General features: G+C 58.7%; 17 protein-coding genes. 10 read left to right on the top strand and 7 right to left on the bottom strand.

Annotation, left to right across the window (positions count from 1 at the left end; translation table 11 throughout):
- Positions 1-150: 150 nt before the first annotated feature.
- The 3 genes from C1J02_RS10935 to C1J02_RS10925 are packed head-to-tail and all read right to left on the bottom strand — an operon-like array spanning position 151 to position 3586.
- On the bottom strand, positions 151-1626 hold the full coding sequence (locus tag C1J02_RS10935; protein ID WP_114878609.1) for a carboxypeptidase M32: 1476 nt from the start codon (positions 1624-1626) through the stop codon (positions 151-153).
- Positions 1623-2777 carry a heme A synthase gene (gene ctaA, locus C1J02_RS10930; RefSeq protein WP_114878608.1) on the bottom strand — a complete coding sequence of 385 codons (1155 nt, stop codon included), beginning with the start codon at positions 2775-2777 and terminating at the stop codon, positions 1623-1625. Before ctaA ends, C1J02_RS10935 begins: the two co-directional genes overlap by 4 nt.
- 56 nt (positions 2778-2833) lie before the next feature.
- Complete coding sequence (locus C1J02_RS10925) at positions 2834-3586, bottom strand: RNA methyltransferase (RefSeq protein ID WP_114878607.1); 753 nt, start codon at positions 3584-3586, stop codon at positions 2834-2836.
- Between the two features lie 122 nt (positions 3587-3708).
- Between C1J02_RS10925 and C1J02_RS10920 the strand changes: the two genes are divergently transcribed.
- Complete coding sequence (locus C1J02_RS10920; RefSeq protein WP_114878606.1) at positions 3709-4329, top strand: thiamine phosphate synthase; 621 nt, start codon at positions 3709-3711, stop codon at positions 4327-4329.
- Between the two features lie 6 nt (positions 4330-4335).
- Here the strand turns inward: C1J02_RS10920 and C1J02_RS10915 are convergent, their stop codons facing one another.
- Positions 4336-5418, bottom strand: coding sequence for a HupE/UreJ family protein (locus C1J02_RS10915; protein ID WP_254693284.1), 1083 nt, complete (start codon positions 5416-5418; stop codon positions 4336-4338).
- On the opposite strand from C1J02_RS10915, the gene C1J02_RS10910 reads away from it, so the two are divergent.
- From C1J02_RS10910 to C1J02_RS10895, 4 genes are all read left to right on the top strand, one after another.
- Positions 5417-6292: a DUF4198 domain-containing protein gene (locus C1J02_RS10910; protein WP_254693085.1), complete on the top strand. Its 876-nt coding sequence runs from the start codon at positions 5417-5419 to the stop codon at positions 6290-6292. The two genes, C1J02_RS10915 and C1J02_RS10910, sit on opposite strands and share 2 nt — an antisense overlap.
- 42 nt (positions 6293-6334) lie before the next feature.
- A complete protein-coding gene (locus C1J02_RS10905; protein ID WP_114878603.1) occupies positions 6335-7219 on the top strand; it encodes a PfkB family carbohydrate kinase in 885 nt (294 codons plus the stop codon).
- Positions 7216-8130 (top strand): pseudouridine-5'-phosphate glycosidase, encoded by a 915-nt coding sequence (locus C1J02_RS10900; RefSeq protein WP_114878602.1) that lies wholly within the window; start codon positions 7216-7218, stop codon positions 8128-8130. Before C1J02_RS10905 ends, C1J02_RS10900 begins: the two co-directional genes overlap by 4 nt.
- Before the next feature lie 90 nt (positions 8131-8220).
- Positions 8221-9000 carry a DUF502 domain-containing protein gene (locus C1J02_RS10895; RefSeq protein WP_114878601.1) on the top strand — a complete coding sequence of 260 codons (780 nt, stop codon included), beginning with the start codon at positions 8221-8223 and terminating at the stop codon, positions 8998-9000.
- Here C1J02_RS10895 and C1J02_RS10890 read toward each other — a convergent pair.
- The gene (locus C1J02_RS10890; RefSeq protein ID WP_114878600.1) at positions 8993-10024 is read right to left on the bottom strand and encodes a patatin-like phospholipase family protein; all 1032 of its coding nucleotides are present in this window, start codon (positions 10022-10024) and stop codon (positions 8993-8995) included. The genes C1J02_RS10895 and C1J02_RS10890 overlap by 8 nt on opposite strands.
- Positions 10025-10810, bottom strand: coding sequence for a 3-hydroxybutyrate dehydrogenase (locus tag C1J02_RS10885; protein WP_114878599.1), 786 nt, complete (start codon positions 10808-10810; stop codon positions 10025-10027). It lies immediately after the preceding gene.
- Positions 10811-11209: 399 nt separating this feature from the next.
- On the opposite strand from C1J02_RS10885, the gene C1J02_RS10880 reads away from it, so the two are divergent.
- The 3 genes from C1J02_RS10880 to C1J02_RS10870 all read left to right on the top strand — a co-directional run bounded on the left by C1J02_RS10880 (position 11210) and on the right by C1J02_RS10870 (position 14130).
- On the top strand, positions 11210-12928 hold the full coding sequence (locus tag C1J02_RS10880) for an extracellular solute-binding protein (protein ID WP_114880515.1): 1719 nt from the start codon (positions 11210-11212) through the stop codon (positions 12926-12928).
- A gap of 75 nt (positions 12929-13003) precedes the next feature.
- A complete protein-coding gene (locus C1J02_RS10875) occupies positions 13004-13480 on the top strand; it encodes an arsenate reductase ArsC (RefSeq protein ID WP_114878598.1) in 477 nt (158 codons plus the stop codon).
- Positions 13477-14130 carry an MIP/aquaporin family protein gene (locus tag C1J02_RS10870; RefSeq protein WP_114878597.1) on the top strand — a complete coding sequence of 218 codons (654 nt, stop codon included), beginning with the start codon at positions 13477-13479 and terminating at the stop codon, positions 14128-14130. Before C1J02_RS10875 ends, C1J02_RS10870 begins: the two co-directional genes overlap by 4 nt.
- A gap of 7 nt (positions 14131-14137) precedes the next feature.
- On the opposite strand, the gene C1J02_RS10865 is transcribed toward C1J02_RS10870, so the two are convergent.
- Entirely contained in the window at positions 14138-14761 is a 624-nt protein-coding gene (locus C1J02_RS10865; RefSeq protein ID WP_114878596.1) for a helix-turn-helix domain-containing protein, read from the bottom strand.
- Between the two features lie 66 nt (positions 14762-14827).
- Between C1J02_RS10865 and C1J02_RS10860 the strand changes: the two genes are divergently transcribed.
- Both C1J02_RS10860 and C1J02_RS10855 read left to right on the top strand, forming a co-directional pair.
- Positions 14828-16351, top strand: a complete 1524-nt coding sequence (locus C1J02_RS10860; protein WP_114878595.1) for a class I adenylate-forming enzyme family protein — start codon at positions 14828-14830, stop codon at positions 16349-16351.
- Positions 16344-16988 carry a DsbA family protein gene (locus tag C1J02_RS10855; protein ID WP_114878594.1) on the top strand — a complete coding sequence of 215 codons (645 nt, stop codon included), beginning with the start codon at positions 16344-16346 and terminating at the stop codon, positions 16986-16988. The genes C1J02_RS10860 and C1J02_RS10855 overlap by 8 nt, the downstream gene beginning before the upstream one ends.
- Positions 16989-16999 lie beyond the last annotated feature (11 nt).

Here is a 16999-nt window from a genome sequence, read left to right as displayed (position 1 = left end):
CGATGTGCAGCGCACCCCCAAAAAAATACGCCCTCCGGCATCAAGCCTGAGGGCGTTTGTCATTCATCCATCCAGTTCGTGGATTTATGAGGTCGGGAATCACCCGTTCCTGAGGGGCGCATCAAACGTGTTTTTCCGTCCGTTCCGGCCCTATAACGCGTAAATATCTGCAAACTTGGTTTTCAGATACGACAGCAATGGCGCTTCTGATGGGGCGGTTCCTGAGGCGCGTTCAATGACGTCACGCGGTTCATAAAGCCCACCATGAATCTGCACATTTTCGCGCAGCCATGATGTTGCACTGCTGGTGTCGCCCTGGGCAAGTTCATCGTCCAGCCCCGGCACCGCCTTTCGCAGCGCCTCATTCAGACATCCGGCGTAGACATTGCCCAGACTATAGGTCGGGAAATACCCAATCAGACCTACGGCCCAATGCACATCCTGCAAGACGCCGTCAGAGGGACGGTCGACGGCAAAGCCAAAGTCAGCCTCAAACCGGTCATTCCATGCCGCCTCAAGGTCATCGACCTGCAGATCATGGGTGATCAGCGCCCGTTCCAGATCAAAGCGCATCAGCACATGCAGGTTATATTGCAGTTCGTCAGCCTCGGTTCGGATGAACCCGTCCGAGACACGATTGACTATGCGATAGAAGGTTTCCGCATCAGCCACACCGAAATCACCAAAGGCTTCTTTCATCTGGCCGTAAAGCCAGCCGGTGAACGCACGGCTGCGGCCCAACTGGTTTTCGTAGATGCGGCTTTGGCTTTCGTGTACGCCCATCGACACGCCCCGCCCCAAAGGCGTCAGCAGATAGTCAGGGTCGATGCCCTGTTCATAGGCGGCATGGCCGACCTCGTGAATGGTGGAATAAAGGCAGTTGAACGGGTCCAGTTCGTTGGTGCGCGTGGTGATGCGCACATCAAGGCCGCCACCGGACGAGAATGGATGCACCGCCTTGTCCACGCGGCCCCGGCTCATGTCATAGCCAAAGGTCTTGGCCAATTGCCGCGTCAGTTTCATCTGCGCGCCTTCGTCAAACACGCCTTCCAGCACGGGCGGTGCCTCCGCCTCGCGCACGGCGGCACGCAGCGCGCTCAATTCGGGACGCAGGGCACCGAACATCGCTGCCAGATCAGCGCCAGTGGTGCCCGGTTCGTAATCTTCCAGCATCGCGTCATAGACATCACCGCCAGCGGATAGGGCCTGACCCTCCTCGCGCTTCAGCCCGATGACTTCGGTCAAGGTTGGGGCAAAGGACGCAAAATTGTCCTTCGCACGGGCTTCTGCCCAGATGCCCTGGGCTTCGGATGTCACGCGGGCAATGCGGGCGGCCAATTGGGCGGGCACTTTGCTCGCGCGGTCATAGCTGCGTTGAATAAGACGCATATTGGCGCGGCCCACATCATCCAATGTTGCCTGGTCAATACCTGACAGCCAATCGCCGACGCGCGGGTCAACGCGGCGGGCGTGCAACATGCTTTCCATTGCGGCCATTTCTTCACCGCGCTGCGGGGCGGCGGCACGGGGCATCACGGTTTCCTGATCCCAGCCAAGGCGCCCGGCCACCTGCGACAGCGCTTCGGTTTCGCGTTGAAATGCCATCAGGTCGTCATATGCAGTCATGGTTTCGTTCCTCTCAAAGATGTGGCGATCGGATAGGCGCTCAGGAACCGCGCCCGCAGGATAAGCACCCACAGGACCACGGCCAGTGTCTGATGACAAAGGGCGATGTGCACCGGTGCGGCATAAAGAACGGTGGTGATGCCCAGCACGACCTGCAAGGCCAAAGCGGCCATCACCGCATTGAAGGCAAAGCGGGTGTGGGGGTGCGCCGATTTGCGCCCGCGTAGCCAAACGACAATACCAAATGCGAGCAGCAGGTAGCCCACAACGCGGTGAATGAATTGCACCAGACCGGGGTTTTCAAAGAAATTGCGCCAACCGGGGGTCAGATTGAACGCATCGGGCGGGAAGAACTGCCCCTGCATGAGCGGCCAATCGACAAAATACCGGCCCGCATCAATTCCCGCGACCAGCGCCCCGATCAGGATTTGCAGAAACGCGAAATGCAGCAACCCGGTGGCAAGGCCAAATTGCCGGGTCTCTTTTGCGCGGCGGGCCTGCATCAGGTCACGCTCTGACCGGCCCAGCATCAGCATGTACCAGGTGATAAAACCCAGAATGACAAAGGCCAGCCCCAGATGGGTGGCCAATCGGTAGCTCGCCACATCTGTGGTCCCTGCCCCGGTTGTGACACCGGATGCGACCATCCACCACCCGATGGCTCCCTGGGCACCGCCAAGCGCGCCCAGCAACAGCAATCGTCCGGTCCAGCCGTTGGGGATCTGCTTGCGCAGCAAGAACCAGAAAAAACCAACGGCCCAGACCAGACCGATCACCCGGCCCAATTGCCGGTGGCCCCATTCCCACCAATAGATGCGCTTGAAATCGGCCAGTTGCATCCATGAGTTCTGCACCTGAAATTCGTCAATCTCTTGATACTTGGCAAATTCAGATTGCCAGTCTGCGTCATTCATCGGCGGCATTGCCCCGGTGATGGGACGCCATTCGGTGATCGACAGGCCAGAATCCGTCAGGCGCGTGGCACCGCCAACAGCGATCATCACAAACACCAGTGCAAAAAGGATCATCAACCAGATGCGAATGGCCCCGCGCGCGCCGCCGCGCCCGCGGTCAATCACGCCGGTCGCCACCACGGGTCGCGCAGCCTCGGGCGTGCCGACTTCCTCAAATAACTTGCGTTTTTCTGCCATTGGCGGGCCTCATATCTCAGCTTTCCTTGATAGGTAGGCCACCACAGCGCGAAGGTCTAGTCGCGCTCTTTCCAACGTACCATTTGCCGCATCATGCCATGCAGCATCTGCACGTCTGCACGGGTCAGCGGCATCCGAGACCACATGTTGCGCAGGTTCAGCTTCATTGAGGTGGCCTTGTGTTCGGGGAAAAAGAACCCGGCCTCGTTCAGGCGGTCCTCAAAATGCGCGCCCAGATGCTCAATCTCACTGTTGTTGGCCCAATCGGTGCCTGCCATCTCAACCGATTGCGCCGTCACATCGCCCTGTGCGCGCATCCATTCATACCCCGTCAGCAACACGCATTGCGCAAGGTTCAGTGAGGCAAAATTCGGATTGACCGGCACCGAGATGATCGCGTTCGAGCGCGCGATATCGTCGTTTTCCAACCCGGCCCGCTCGGGGCCAAAAAGCACTGCAACCCGCTGTCCGGACCCAATGCGCGTCGCGGCTTCTTTCATTGCGGCCTCTGGGCTGAACACGGGTTTGGTCAGGTCACGGCCCCGCGCCGTGGTGGCAAACACAAAATCGCAATCCCCCAGGGCAGAGGGCAGATCGCCAAACAGGGCCGCCTCGTCCAGCAGCCGCCCGGCCCCGGACGCCAGTGCGTCAGCCGCCGGATTGGGCCAGCCATCCCGCGGGGCCACCAGCCGCATGTGATCAAGGCCAAAGTTCCACATCGCGCGCGCCGCAGCGCCGATGTTTTCGCCCATTTGCGGGCGCACCAGAACAAAGGCCGGGATCGTGGGGGGCTGTGTCGTTTCTGTCATGTCCGCCTCTTACGCGCCGCACCACGGTATCGCAAGAACGCCTTGGCTTCGCGTTTCAATAGACGTTTTCTTTTTGCCCACCTTCGGCTAGGGACTGATTAAGAAACCAAAGGACTTTGAGCATGGACACGCCCGAGCAGCCGCAGATCTATCTGATCACCCCGCCCGAGATTGAACTCAGCAGCTTTCCCAGCACTTTGGCCGCTGTTTTGGACGCCCATCCGATTGCCTGTGTGCGTCTTGCCCTGTCAACAAAGGATGAAGACCGTCTGAGCCGCGCTGCCGATGCGCTGCGTGAAGTGACCCATGCCCGCGATGTGGCACTGGTGATCAGCGATCATTTGCTGTTGGTCGAACGGCTGGGTCTGGACGGCGTGCACCTGAGCGATGCGGCGCGGTCGGTGCGCTATACCCGCAAGGAACTGGGCGACGACGCGATTGTCGGCAGCTTTTGTGGCACCTCGCGTCACGAGGGCATGGCGGCGGGCGAAGCAGGTGCGGATTACGTCAGCTTTGGCTCCGTGCAGGCCAGCACATTGGGTGATGGCAGTTTTGCCGAACTGGACCTGTTCCAGTGGTGGTCTGAGGTGATCGAGGTTCCGGTCGTGGCCGAAGGCGCGCTTGACGAGGGTATGATGCGCACGCTGACGCCTTTCACTGACTTCTTTGGTCTGGGCGACGAGATCTGGCAGGCCGACGATCCAAAGGCCGCTTTGAAAACCCTGATTGCGGCGATGGCGTAAGGCGCTTTAGAAAAACGCCCGTTCTATGAACCAATAGGCACCGACACCGGCGATCACGCAAGACGCGGGTATCGAAATCAGGCGGCGGTACCAATCACGCCTGATTGCCCAGCCAACCAGAAAAAAGGCGATGGCGATCACCGTTAACTGGCCAAGCTCAACCCCAATGTTGAACCCGACAAGTGCCGGGATAAACTGCCCTTCAGGCAAGCCAAATTCGCCAAGCACGGAGGCAAAGCCAAGACCGTGCAACAACCCAAACCCAAAGATCACCAAAGGCCGCCACCTCGTCAGTCCCGACGTAAAGACGTTTTCAATCGCCACATAGGTAATCGAGGCGGCAATCAACGGCTCCACAATCGAGGCCGGCACCGACACCCAGCCCATGGCCCCCAAGGCCAATGTCACTGTGTGGGCCAACGTGAATGCCGAGACCTGCCAGATCAGTGGGCGCAAATGGGTGGACAAAAAGAACAGCCCCAGCACGAACAGAATATGGTCTAGTCCTTTGGGCAGGATGTGATCAAAGCCCACCGGGATATAGTTTGCGAAAGCCTGCCACGTGGTCTGTTGGCCACCGCCGCCAAGGTCAATTTCGGGGCTGGTTTCGCCGCCGCTCAGATAACCGGTAAAGGGCTCTTCCACACCCTGCTGGCGCAGCACCATCGCGCCTGCACCTACAGGCCAGGTGACGGTAACTTTGCCTGCGTTCTGCGACAGGTTGCCAACCAGCCGCCAGGTCGAAATGCGCGGCAGTTCGATATCCACCTCCTCAGGAATATCCAAATACGCCGCGCGCAGGGTCACAGGCGTGCCATCCACAACCACCAGCGGCACCGCGTTCCAGCGGGTCAGCAGATCAGGTGCGCGGGCGGCAATATCGTTGCCGGACAGGGCGCGCAGGGCGTCGTAATCGTCGGCATTCTCTGCGTTGTTGGTGTCATCCACTGTATCGAGATCGATACCAGCCAGAAAAGTTTCCACATTGAGGCGCAGATCAAATGAAAGCTGCCCGTCTTCCACTGTCATGTCAGCAATGGTCGGCTGCACTTCGTGGGCGTTCACAATGGTGCCACAGATCAACAGCATGCTTGACAAAACGCTCAACAAGGCCAGCTTTGCCCTATCTCTAATGAAAGTGTTTGCCATGTTCTTGTCCCGTCTGCTGCTTGTCGCCTCTTGCGCCCTACCGCTTACGCCAGCGGCTGCACATGAATACTGGATTGAGCCTCAGACGTATCAAGTGGCACCGGGCGACACAATCCAGGCGGACTTCAAAAATGGCCAGAATTTTGTCGGGACCACGCTGGCGTATTTTGACCGCAGCAGCACGCGGTTCGAGACGGTCTTTGATGGTGAGGTCAATCCAGTGGCGGCCCGCACCGGGGATGCGCCGGCCTTGCAGTTGGACGCCCTGAATGCGGACGGCCTGTTGGTAGTGGTCTATGAGACAGCACCGTCAACGCTTACCTACAAGGAATGGGAGAAGTTTCTAAAGTTCGCAACGCACAAGGATTTTCCCAATGCTGCGACAGACCACATCGCAAAGGGCTGGTCGCAGGAAAAGTTCAAGGAAAGCTATACCCGCCACGCCAAAGCGTTGATCGGGGTTGGCAGCGGCGCGGGCGCTGATGCAGCACTTGGGCTGGCAACCGAATTCGTCGCGCTAAGCAACCCTTATGCCGCGGGGTTTGACGGACAGATGTCGGTGGCCTTGCGCTATCAGGATCAGCCGCGTCCGGATGCCCAGATCGAGGTTTTTGACCGGTCCCCGGATGACAGTGTGGCCATCACATTGCACCGCACCGATGCGATGGGCGAGGCGACGATTCCCGTGACACCCGGACACGACTATCTCTTTGATGCGGTGGTTCTGCGCCCTGCCCCGGACGCCGCTGACGACCCCGATGCACCGGTTTGGGAAACGCTTTGGGCGGCGCTGACCTTTGCGGTGCCGCAATAAGCCTGCTTGCATGACCCCCGCAGGCCCGGCTAAATCCGGGACATGACTGACACACCTGACATTTTATGCATCGGCTCTGTCCTTTGGGATGTCATTGGCCGTTCTGAAACGGCCATGCGCCAAGGCTCTGACATGCCGGGACGGATCACGCGATTGCCCGGCGGTGTTGCGCTTAATATTGGCATGGCGCTGGCGCGTTTCGGGCTGACGCCTGCATTGCTCAGCGCGGTGGGCCGTGACGCTGAAGGCGATGAGTTGATCAGCGCTTGTGCCACACGCGGGTTGATCACCGATTACGTCTATCGCTCCGATGATCTGCCCACAGACCGCTACATGGCCGTCGAAGGTGCCAACGGGTTGATCGCAGCGATCGCAGACGCCCATTCGCTGGAGGCGGCGGGTGACAAGATTTTGCGACCCCTGTCGGATGGCACCCTGCCCGCGCCCTACACTGGTGCGGTTGCTCTGGATGGCAATCTGACGCTGGATCTGTTGTCTCAGGTGGCGCGTAGCCCCTTGATGGCAAAAGCAGATCTGCGTGTGGCCCCGGCATCCCCCGGCAAGGCGCTGCGGCTTAGCCCGTTTTTGCAAGCGCGGCGCGGCACGCTTTACGTGAACCTCGAAGAGGCCGGGCTGCTGTGTCAGACCGGATTTACCGATTCCACCCAGGCCGCGACGGGTTTGCTGGCCCGCGGGGCGGCACGTGCGGTTGTGACCAACGGTGGCAACCCCGCCACTTTGGCCGAGGGCAGCGATGTCATCACCCAAAGCCCGCCGCCTGTGCATGTTGCCCGTGTCACTGGGGCTGGCGATACGTTCATGGCAGCGCATATTGCCGCCGAACTGAAAGGCCAAAGCGCTGCTGATGCCTTGCACGATGCGCTGCAGGCCGCCGCCCTTTATGTATCTGGAGAGACCAAAATATGAGTAAATTTCCCATGACCTTCAGCGCCGAAGTGGCCAAGGCCCGCAAGGACGGGACGCCCATTGTGGCGCTGGAAAGCACCATCATCACCCATGGCATGCCCTATCCGCAAAACCTTGAAGTCGCACAACAGGTCGAAGCGGATGTGCGCGCATCCGGCGCGACACCTGCGACCATCGCCGTTATCAATGGCGCGTTGCATATCGGGCTGGACGCGGATCAGCTCAGTGACCTGGCGCAGGCCAAAGGTGTCGCAAAGCTCAGCCGGGCCGATATGGCCGTGTGCATTGCATCGGGTCGAACAGGTGCGACGACCGTTGCAGCCACAATGATCGCGGCCCATCTGGCGGGCATCGCTGTTTTTGCCACGGGCGGCATTGGCGGTGTGCACAAAGGGGCCGAAAACAGTTTTGATATCTCGGCCGACCTGATGGAACTGGGTCTGACCCCCGTGACTGTGGTCGCCGCCGGGGCCAAGGCCATTCTCGACGTGGCCAAGACGCTTGAGGTCCTCGAAACCCAAGGGGTGCCGGTGATTGCCTTCGGGCAGGACAGCTTTCCAGCCTTTTGGAGCGCGACATCACCGCTCAAGGCACCGTTGCGGATGGATGACCCTGCCGACATAGCACGGGCGCATAAGACCCGCGCTGCATTGGGCCTGCCGGGGGGACAGTTGGTCGCAAACCCGATCCCAAAGGACGCCGAAATCCCTGCTGCTGACTTGGCACCGGTGATTGCCCAAGCCCATAGGGATGCCAATGCCCATGGGATCAGCGGCAAGGCGGTCACGCCCTATCTGTTGCAACGGATATTTGAACTGACGGAAGGGCGGTCACTGACGGCGAATATCGCTTTGGTGCGCAACAACGCACGGTTGGCGTCGCAAATTGCGGCATATTTGAATGCTGAATAAAGCTATTACACACTGTTGATGGCTCGGTTATTGTAGCAGGCCACCAAAACACTTAGCTATATTGGATTCCAATACGGACAACGACGATCCATGAACACGCCCTTTGATACTGAACAACCCATCCAACACCGCCGCAGTCTGGTCGGTCGGCTGCGCGCATCATTCCTGACCGGTCTGGTGGTTATTGCGCCGGTTGGCCTGACCATGTGGCTGATCTGGACGGTGGTCGGCTGGATCGACGGCTGGGTGTTGCCGCTGGTGCCCCAGGCCTATCACCCCGACCGGATGATTCAGGACTTCTTTGGCCTCGATCCGTCGTCGCAGATCAACGTGCGCGGCCTTGGCGTTGTGATCTTTTTGATCTTTACCATCATCGTCGGCTGGACCGCCAAGGGCCTCTTGGGCCGCTCTTTTATCAGGTTCGCGGAAAGCCTTGTTGAACGCACCCCGGTGGTGCGCACGATCTATTCAGGGATCAAACAGATTTCCGAGACGATCTTTGCCCAGTCCGAGCGCAGCTTTGAAACGGCGTGTCTGATCGAATACCCACGGCGGGGCATCTGGGCGCTTGGGTTCATATCGACCAGTGCCAAGGGCGAAGTGGCCGAAAAATCGGACCCGTCGGGCGAGGTGATGTCGGTCTTTTTACCTACCACGCCCAACCCTACGTCCGGCTTTTTGCTGTTTGTCCCCAAGAAAGACGTGATTGAACTGGACATGAGCGTTGAGGATTCCGCGAAACTGGTGATTTCAGCCGGGCTTGTCTACCCAAGCGGCTTGCCTGATCCGAATGGACAGCAGGATCTGCTGAAATTGGTGGAAAACGTCAAAGCCAAGGAACAGCAGAAGACGGAAGAAACCGTCAACTGAACATGCCCGGCAGATCAGTGGAGCTGCGCTTGCCGATATCCTGGCCATGATTGGCCAGAAACTGATCCGCCGCGTTGAACCCTGCTTCTTTGAGGCTGGCAATGACCGCTGGGTTTGGTGTCATCTTGGTTGCCACTGACAATTGTTCCATCAGCGCATCATCTGCGATCATGTGAACATTGACCCGCGCCATCTTTCCTTGCGGGATTGTGCCATCGTCCAGCAATCGTTGCACAAATTCGATGGCGCGCAGTTCTCGCAGCAAGCTTGAATTAAAGCTGATCTCGTTGATCCGGTTCTGGATCTGTTGCGGTGTCTTGGGGATGCTGTCGCGCTCCAGTGGATTGATGTTGATCACCACGATATCGTCGGGCAAATCATTGCCAAAAAAGGGAAATAGCGCGGGATTCCCGGTATATCCTCCATCCCAGAATGCTTCGCGGCGCCCGGTGCTGGGGTCGTCAATCTCAACGGCCTGAAATACGGTTGGCAGGCAGGCCGATGCCATCAAGGCTTGGGGGGTGATTTCATCGCCACTGAAAACCTTGATCTTGCCATTGCGCACCCGCGTGGCGCAGACAAACAGCAAGGGACCAATCCTGTTGCACACTTTCTCATAGTCAAACTTTGCCACGATATCGGACAGCGGATTGCGGTAGAACGGCCCGTAGGCATAGGGCGACGTGATACTGGTCAGGGTGTTCGACAGCGCCTGTGGCAAGGAATATTCCATCGCCTGACTTAAGGCCCCAACCCCAAAAGGAGCCATCCAATAGGCCATACGCAAATCACTGACGCCTGATACTTGCGCCCACAGCCACGCCAGATTTTCGCGCGCGCTGTCCCGACCACCGGTGATCATCCCGGCCTTGAGCGCTGCTCCATTTAATGCTCCTGCCGATGTGCCCGATATCCCGCAAATCTCAATGTCATCATCTTGAAGCAACCGATCAAGCGCACCCCAGGTGAACGCACCATGCGCGCCACCCCCCTGAAGCGCGAGATTGATGCGTTTTTTGGCCATCTACAGCGCCGTCCATCCGCCATCGACACTGATTGTCGTGCCGGTGATCTGAGCCGCCGCATGAGAGCAGAGGAATGTCGCTGTACCGCCCATCTGTTCAACCGTTGCGAATTCCTTGCTGGGCTGGCGGGTCAGCATCACGTTTTCGATGACCTCTTCGCGGGTCATGTTGTATTCCTTCATCGTGTCGGGGATTTGCTTTTCCACGATTGGGGTCAGCACATAGCCCGGACAGATCGCGTTGCAGGTGATGTCTTCTTTGGCCGTCTCAAGGGCCGTGGTCTTGGTCAATCCGACAATACCGTGTTTTGCCGCGATATAGGCCGCTTTGAAGGGTGACGCGGTCAGCCCGTGCGCCGAGGCGATGTTGATCACCCTGCCCCAGCCCGCGTCGCGCATCATTGGCAGGGCAACAGCGGTGGTATGAAACGCCGATGACATGTTGATCGCGATAATGGCATCCCATTTCTCAACCGGGAAATCGGGGATCGGGGCGACATGTTGAATACCGGCGTTGTTCACCAGAATATCGCAGACACCTGCGTCTTTGATCAACTGCCGGCACTGGTCGCCCTTGGACATGTCCGCTTTGATATAGCGCGCCTTGACCCCGGTCTCGTTCGCGATCTTTTTGGCCAATGCGTGATCTTCGTCATGATCGGTGAAAGAGTTCAGCACAATATCCGCCCCGGCGCGGGCCAGTTCCCATGCGATACCAAGGCCAATGCCAGAGTTTGATCCGGTGATCACCGCGGTTTTACCGCTGAGGTCGATTGTATAGGCCATGGGTCTTTTCCTTGTCTTTATGCTGCATGTGCATCATGCCTTGCCGCACACGCAAAGGGAACGCACAATTGCGTGGCGTGTCGCAGACCAAGGTAACAGGGTGCCAAAAAAAAAACGCCAGCACGAAGCTGGCGTTAAGTTATTGAGGCAGGTTTCATACAGGCAAGAAACCTATCGAGCAGTAACTTCCTTATAAGCGCTCAGTCGCCGCGCGCCAAGTTAAAAGTTTGATTACACTAGAATCCCCGGTTATGGATTGGCTCAATGAAACAAGGGCTGAGCGGGATTGTTGCAATAATGGCAATAAATATTTTCCAAAAGATGCGGTGCGTTGCGGGCGTTTCTTCACTGATTCTCTGGGGTGCGATGGCGGCGGCAGAACCTCAACATGGGATATCTATGTACGGTGACCCTGCCCTACCACCTGATTTTGTGTCATTGCCTTATGTGAACGCCGATGCCCCCAAGGGCGGCAAGATCACCCTTGGCAATACGGGCGGCTTTGACAGCCTCAATCCGTTCGTGCGCAAAGGCACGGTGCCATGGCAGTTGTCATTCTTCACCCACGAGAGCCTGATGGGCCGATCCTGGGATGAACCGTTTGCTCTTTATGGTCTTTTGGCCGAATCGGTTGAGACACCCGATGACCGGTCCTGGGTCGAATTCACGTTGCGGGAGGACGCCCGCTTTTCCGACGATTCTCCCGTTACGGTTGAAGATGTGATTTTTTCCTACGACACGCTCGGCACTGTTGGGCACCCAAAATACCACGGGCTGCGGTCGCAGATTGAAAAGATTGAACAAACCGGCCCGCGTTCTGTCAGGTTCACCTTCAACACCGACAACCGTGAGTTGGCGCTTTTGGCAGGCATGCGCCCGATCCTTTCCAAGGCCCAGTGGGATGGCAAGGATTTTGCCAATGCCCCGCTGGCTGAGATCCCGATTGGCTCTGGCCCCTACGTCGTCCGCGACTATCAGGCGGGTCGGCAAGTGGTGCTGGACCGGAACGCAGATTATTGGGGGGTCGATGTGCCGTTTCGCAAAGGCACCAACAACTTTGACCAGATCGTCATCGATTTTTACGGCGATGCCGCGGTGCTTTTTGAGGCGTTCAAAGCAGGCGAGATTTCGGCGGTGCGCGAATTCAACGCCGAGACCTGGGCCAGCCAATACACCTTTCCTGCCATTGAACGTGGTGACGTGGTCAAATCCAGCTTTGCCCATCAAAAGCCATCCGGCATGACCGGTTTTGTGATGAACACCCGGCGTGCACCTTTTGACGACTGGCGGGTGCGTGATGCGCTGATTGCGGCGTTCAATTTTGAATACATCAACGAGACATTGACCGGCGGCGCGTTGCCGCGGATTTCGTCCTATTATTCCAATTCCCAACTGGCGATGCAGCCCGGTCCGGCCCCGACCGAGGTCGCGTCATTGCTGGCACCCTTTGCAGATGAGTTGTTGCCCGGCACAATCGACGGCTACGCTTTGCCTGTGGCCGACGGCTCAGTGCGCAACCGTGCGGGCATCCGGTTGGCTCTCAAGCAATTGGAGGCCGCCGGATATTCCGCCAAGGATGGCACCATGCGCGGCGCGGATGGCGCACCGTTGTCGTTCAAGATCCTCATGTCAAAAGGCAGCAGTCAGGATCTCGCCATCGCCGAGCTGTACCTGCAAGCGCTCAACCGTCTTGGCATCGCGGCCGAGATCGAAACAGTGGATGATGCGCAGTTTGTGGCACGCACCAACGAGTTTGACTTCGACATGACCACCTTTCGCCGTGCGCTGTCGCTGAGCCCCGGCAATGAACAAAAGTTCTATTGGGGCTCAGAGGCCGCTGACCAACCCGGATCGCGCAATCTGATGGGGGTTAAATCACCTGCGATTGATGCCTTGATCGACACGATGCTGTCGGCGCGCGATGCGACGGATTTCACCGCTGCCGTGCGTGCGCTTGACCGAGTCCTGACGGCGGGCCGCTATGTGATCCCGTTCTGGCAATATAACGAGGGGTTGATCGCGCATGACGCCCAGATGAAATACCCCGAAACCTTGCCGATCTATGGCGATGGCCCGAATTTCATGCCCGAGGTTTGGTGGTGGGAGCCCAAAGGCTGAGTGTCATAAAACCGTAACGTCGTGCGGATAGGCGACTAGGTATCCTTCTATCTTTCCAAAGGCGCGTTGTACCACATGAACATCCTTGTCCTCTGTACGGGCAATTCCGCCCGCTCCATCTTGTTGGAATCACTGCTTAACCATGATGGAAAGGGCCGTGTCACCGCCTATTCCGCGGGCAGCCAGCCAGCGGGTCAGGTGAACCCGCATGCCATCGCTCTGCTCAGCGCCAAGGGGCATGACACGATTGGCTTCAGATCAAAAAGCTGGGATGAGTTTGGCACTGACGATGCACCCGAGATGGACATTGTGATCACCGTGTGTGGATCTGCCGCCGCAGAGACCTGTCCGATCTGGCCCGGCGCACCGCTGCGCGCGCATTGGGGTGTCGAAGACCCTGCCGCCGCATCCCCCGATCAGGCAGAAGCTGCATTTGCAGATGCCTTTGACATATTGCAGCGCCGCGCAGAGGCGTTCTTGGCCGCCCCACTAGAAACAATGGACCGTGCCACCCTGCAGGACCACCTGAACACAAGCGGGTTGATCGCATGATCCGCCGATTGGTCGCCGAAGGGCTTGGCACCGCGCTGCTGCTGGTCTCTGTCATTGGCTCTGGCGTGATGGGGGCGTCGCTGGCGCAAGGCAATGTGGCGATCACACTTCTGGCCAATGCGATTGCCACGGGCTGCATGCTTTATGTGATCATCGCGGTTCTGGGGCCGATTTCCGGGGCGCATTTCAATCCTGCAGTAAGCCTGGCCTTTGCGTTGCGTGGTCGCATGCCGATGCGCGATATGCTGGGATACATCGCGGCTCAGATCATGGGCGGGATCATCGGCGTGTTGGTCACGCACCTCATGTTTGAACTGCCGGTTTGGCAATGGTCGATGACTTTGCACCGAACAGGCGGCGCGCAGTGGCTGTCAGAGATGATTGCGACTTTTGGCCTGCTGATGGTGATCTTTGGCGGCCTCAAGGCGCGCGCCGAAGCCGTACCAACCCTGGTGGCACTTTATATCACCGGGGCCTATTGGTTCACCGCCTCAACCAGTTTTGCCAATCCGGCTGTCACCATTGCACGCGGGTTTTCCGATACGTTCGCGGGCATCAATCCGGCACATATTCCGGCCTTTATCGTGGCGCAGCTGGTTGCGGTGGGCATTGGTCATTTCGCCCTCAAGGCGTTGTTCGACGAACAATGACAAAAAGCTAGACCAGGGACGTGACCCAGAGAATGGTCGCATCTTCATGGCTGATTGATATGACGTTGTGCCCCATTGCCGCATCGTAATAGGCACTGTCACCACGGCGCATGTCCACGGGTTCATAAAATTCTGTGTAAAGCCGGATGACCCCGGTCAGGACATAGAGGAATTCTTCGCCGTCGTGGCGCACCCAGCCGTCAAATTCTTCCATGGCGCGGGCCCGAATGAGGGCGCGGTAGGGTAACATCTGTTTCTTGCGCAGCGTATCGGCCAAGAGTTCATGTTCATAGGTGGTGGTGGCCTTGGCCGCCCCTTCCCCTGATTTGGTCAGGGCCATGCGCCCGGTGATCTTGTCCGCCGCAGGGGGTGTAAACAGTTGCGGCACCGAAATTTCCAACCCCACCGCGAGCTTTTTCAGCGCATCATAGGTCGGTGACATCTGTCCATTTTCGATCTTGGACAAAGTGGACCGCGCAAGGCCCGCCTGTTTTGCCGCCTGTTCAAGCGTCCATTTGCGCGCCTTGCGCAATTCGCGGACCCGCGCGCCCAGATCGATGGGGGGCACCACGTCAGTTTCGCCAGACGTGCGGGCAACCTGGATCAGGGTTTTTGGGCTCTCAACGCTCATGATGGTGGCTATAGCGGCCCGTGTGCTCTCTTGCAACGCGCACGATGCTGCGCTAGCGCGGGGGGCATGTCAGAACCCCTGCAATCCAGCCCCTTTGGCCCCTGCCCCAGCCCGTTCAATCTGGCGGCGCATGTGCTGGCGCGGGCGGATGATCTGCGCGACAAAGTTGCCCTGTCACTGCTGTCGCCTGATGGCGATCAGGATTGGACATTCGGTGCGGTCGAGCGTGCGGTGCGTGGCATTGCCACCGGGCTGATCCGTGCGGGGTTTATCCCCGGTGACACCCTGTTGATGCGGCTTGGCAATACCGTTGATTTCCCGCTTTGCTATTTGGGCGCATTGGCCGCCGGCATGGTGCCGGTTCCGACCTCTGCAGCGCTGACAGAAGCTGAGGTGGTCAAGATCATCGACGATCTGAACCCCCGCGCCATTCTGCGGGATGCGCAGGTCGCCTGCCCCGCGTTCGGTTGCATCCTGACTGTGCCGGAGTTGCAGGCCATGTGGGCCTTGCCCGCTGCCGACTGGCACATGGGGGATGCGGATCGGCTTGGCTATATCATCTATACCTCGGGCACATCGGGCAAATCCACGGCTGTGATGCACGCGCACCGTGCCATATGGGCGCGGCAGATGATGTTTGACGGCTGGTATGGCTTGCGCCAATCGGACCGGGTGCTGCACGCAGGCGCGTTCAATTGGACCTATACGCTTGGCACCGGGTTGATGGACCCCTGGACAATCGGGGCAACGGCGCTGATCCCGGCACCCGGCACCTTAGCCGATGACATCCCTGCCTTACTGGCGCGTCACGAGGCGACGATTTTTGCCGCGGCACCGGGTGTGTATCGGCACGTTCTGGCAGCTCAGGAACTGCCGCCAAATTTGCCGCATCTGCGACATGGCCTGAGTGCTGGTGAAAAAATGGCGGGCACCGTCAGGGCAGCTTGGGAAAAGGCCACCGGAACCGCCGTTTATGAAGCCTTTGGCATGTCGGAATGTTCGACCTTTATCTCGGCCAGCCCCAGTGCCCCGGCCACTGGGAGCACGATTGGACGACCGCAACCGGGCCGCCTGGTCGCAATCATGGGCGATGATGGACCTCAGCCCGCAGATACCCCCGGCACCATCGCCATTCACCGCAGTGATCCGGGACTGATGCTGGGCTATCTCGGCGCGCCTGATCAAACTGCGGCACGCTTTCAGGGTGATTGGTTCTTGACGGGCGACCAAGGCGTGATGGACGCAACAGGCCAGATCACGTATCTGGGCCGCAACGATGACATGATGAACGCAGGTGGCTTTCGGGTATCGCCCCTTGAGGTTGAGGCCGCATTGGCAGATGCTCCCGGCGTGGACAGTATCGGGGTCTGTCAGGTGCAGATCAAACCGGATGTGTTTGTGATCGCGGCTTTTTATACCGCCACCGCCGCACTGGACGAGGCCGCCCTGCACCTTTATGCCCGGAGCAAGCTGGCGCGTTACAAACAGCCGCGTCTTTATGTTCACCTGCCAGCGTTGCCCTTGGGTGCCAATGGCAAATTGCTGCGACGGTCCCTCAGGGCCGCATTTGAGGCTCAGAACCATGCGTGAACCGATCAAGCTTGATGTGATGTCCGACCCGATTTGCCCGTGGTGCTATATTGGCAAGGCGCATCTGGACCGCGCACTGACGGAGCACCCCAACCATCCGTTTGTCATTGAATGGCATCCCTTTCAGCTGAACCCCGATATGCCGCCCGAAGGCATGGACAGACGCGCGTATCTGGAAGGGAAATTTGGCGGCAAGGAAGGTGCGGTGCGCGCCTATGCGCCGGTTGTCGAACACGCCAAGGCGGCGGGCCTGACCATCAATTTCGAAGCGATGAAGCGCACGCCAAACACGCTCAATGCCCACCGCCTGATCCATTGGGCGGGGATTGAAGGACGTCAGACAGCGGCGGTATCCGCGCTTTTCAAGGCCTATTTTGTCGATGCCCGTGATATCGGTGATGTCGAGGTTCTGGCAGATATCGCTGACAGCATCGAGATGGACGCCGCCGTCACCACAAAGCTTTTGCAAACGGATGTGGACTCCCAGGACATTCGGGATCGCGATGCGCACAGCCGCAAGATGGGCATCACTTCGGTCCCCACCTTCATCGTTGCTGGCACACACGCCGTCCCCGGTGCGCAATCGCCAGAGCTTTGGGCACAGGTGATCGCGGAAATCGCTGCGCAACAGCAATAATCAGCGACCAA

The organism is Sulfitobacter sp. SK011, from assembly GCF_003352065.1.
Classification (GTDB): Bacteria; Pseudomonadota; Alphaproteobacteria; order Rhodobacterales; family Rhodobacteraceae; genus Sulfitobacter.
Note: the sequence above shows the minus strand (reverse complement) of the source record. Positions and strands in the feature narration are given on the sequence as shown.

Excerpts from the sequence above, each read along its gene's own strand:
- C1J02_RS10880 (WP_114880515.1), top strand. The coding sequence starts at position 11,210 with ATGTACGGTGACCCTGCCCTACCACCTGATTTTGTGTCATTGCCTTAT.
- C1J02_RS10910 (WP_254693085.1), top strand. The coding sequence starts at position 5,417 with ATGCTTGACAAAACGCTCAACAAGGCCAGCTTTGCCCTATCTCTAATG.
- C1J02_RS10855 (WP_114878594.1), top strand. The coding sequence starts at position 16,344 with ATGCGTGAACCGATCAAGCTTGATGTGATGTCCGACCCGATTTGCCCG.
- C1J02_RS10885 (WP_114878599.1), bottom strand. The coding sequence starts at position 10,810 with ATGGCCTATACAATCGACCTCAGCGGTAAAACCGCGGTGATCACCGGA.
- C1J02_RS10935 (WP_114878609.1), bottom strand. The coding sequence starts at position 1,626 with ATGACTGCATATGACGACCTGATGGCATTTCAACGCGAAACCGAAGCG.
- C1J02_RS10870 (WP_114878597.1), top strand. The coding sequence starts at position 13,477 with ATGATCCGCCGATTGGTCGCCGAAGGGCTTGGCACCGCGCTGCTGCTG.
- C1J02_RS10875 (WP_114878598.1), top strand. The coding sequence starts at position 13,004 with ATGAACATCCTTGTCCTCTGTACGGGCAATTCCGCCCGCTCCATCTTG.
- C1J02_RS10895 (WP_114878601.1), top strand. The coding sequence starts at position 8,221 with ATGAACACGCCCTTTGATACTGAACAACCCATCCAACACCGCCGCAGT.
- ctaA (WP_114878608.1), bottom strand. The coding sequence starts at position 2,777 with ATGGCAGAAAAACGCAAGTTATTTGAGGAAGTCGGCACGCCCGAGGCT.
- C1J02_RS10900 (WP_114878602.1), top strand. The coding sequence starts at position 7,216 with ATGAGTAAATTTCCCATGACCTTCAGCGCCGAAGTGGCCAAGGCCCGC.
- C1J02_RS10920 (WP_114878606.1), top strand. The coding sequence starts at position 3,709 with ATGGACACGCCCGAGCAGCCGCAGATCTATCTGATCACCCCGCCCGAG.
- C1J02_RS10860 (WP_114878595.1), top strand. The coding sequence starts at position 14,828 with ATGTCAGAACCCCTGCAATCCAGCCCCTTTGGCCCCTGCCCCAGCCCG.
- C1J02_RS10905 (WP_114878603.1), top strand. The coding sequence starts at position 6,335 with ATGACTGACACACCTGACATTTTATGCATCGGCTCTGTCCTTTGGGAT.
- C1J02_RS10890 (WP_114878600.1), bottom strand. The coding sequence starts at position 10,024 with ATGGCCAAAAAACGCATCAATCTCGCGCTTCAGGGGGGTGGCGCGCAT.
- C1J02_RS10925 (WP_114878607.1), bottom strand. The coding sequence starts at position 3,586 with ATGACAGAAACGACACAGCCCCCCACGATCCCGGCCTTTGTTCTGGTG.
- C1J02_RS10865 (WP_114878596.1), bottom strand. The coding sequence starts at position 14,761 with ATGAGCGTTGAGAGCCCAAAAACCCTGATCCAGGTTGCCCGCACGTCT.
- C1J02_RS10915 (WP_254693284.1), bottom strand. The coding sequence starts at position 5,418 with ATGCTGTTGATCTGTGGCACCATTGTGAACGCCCACGAAGTGCAGCCG.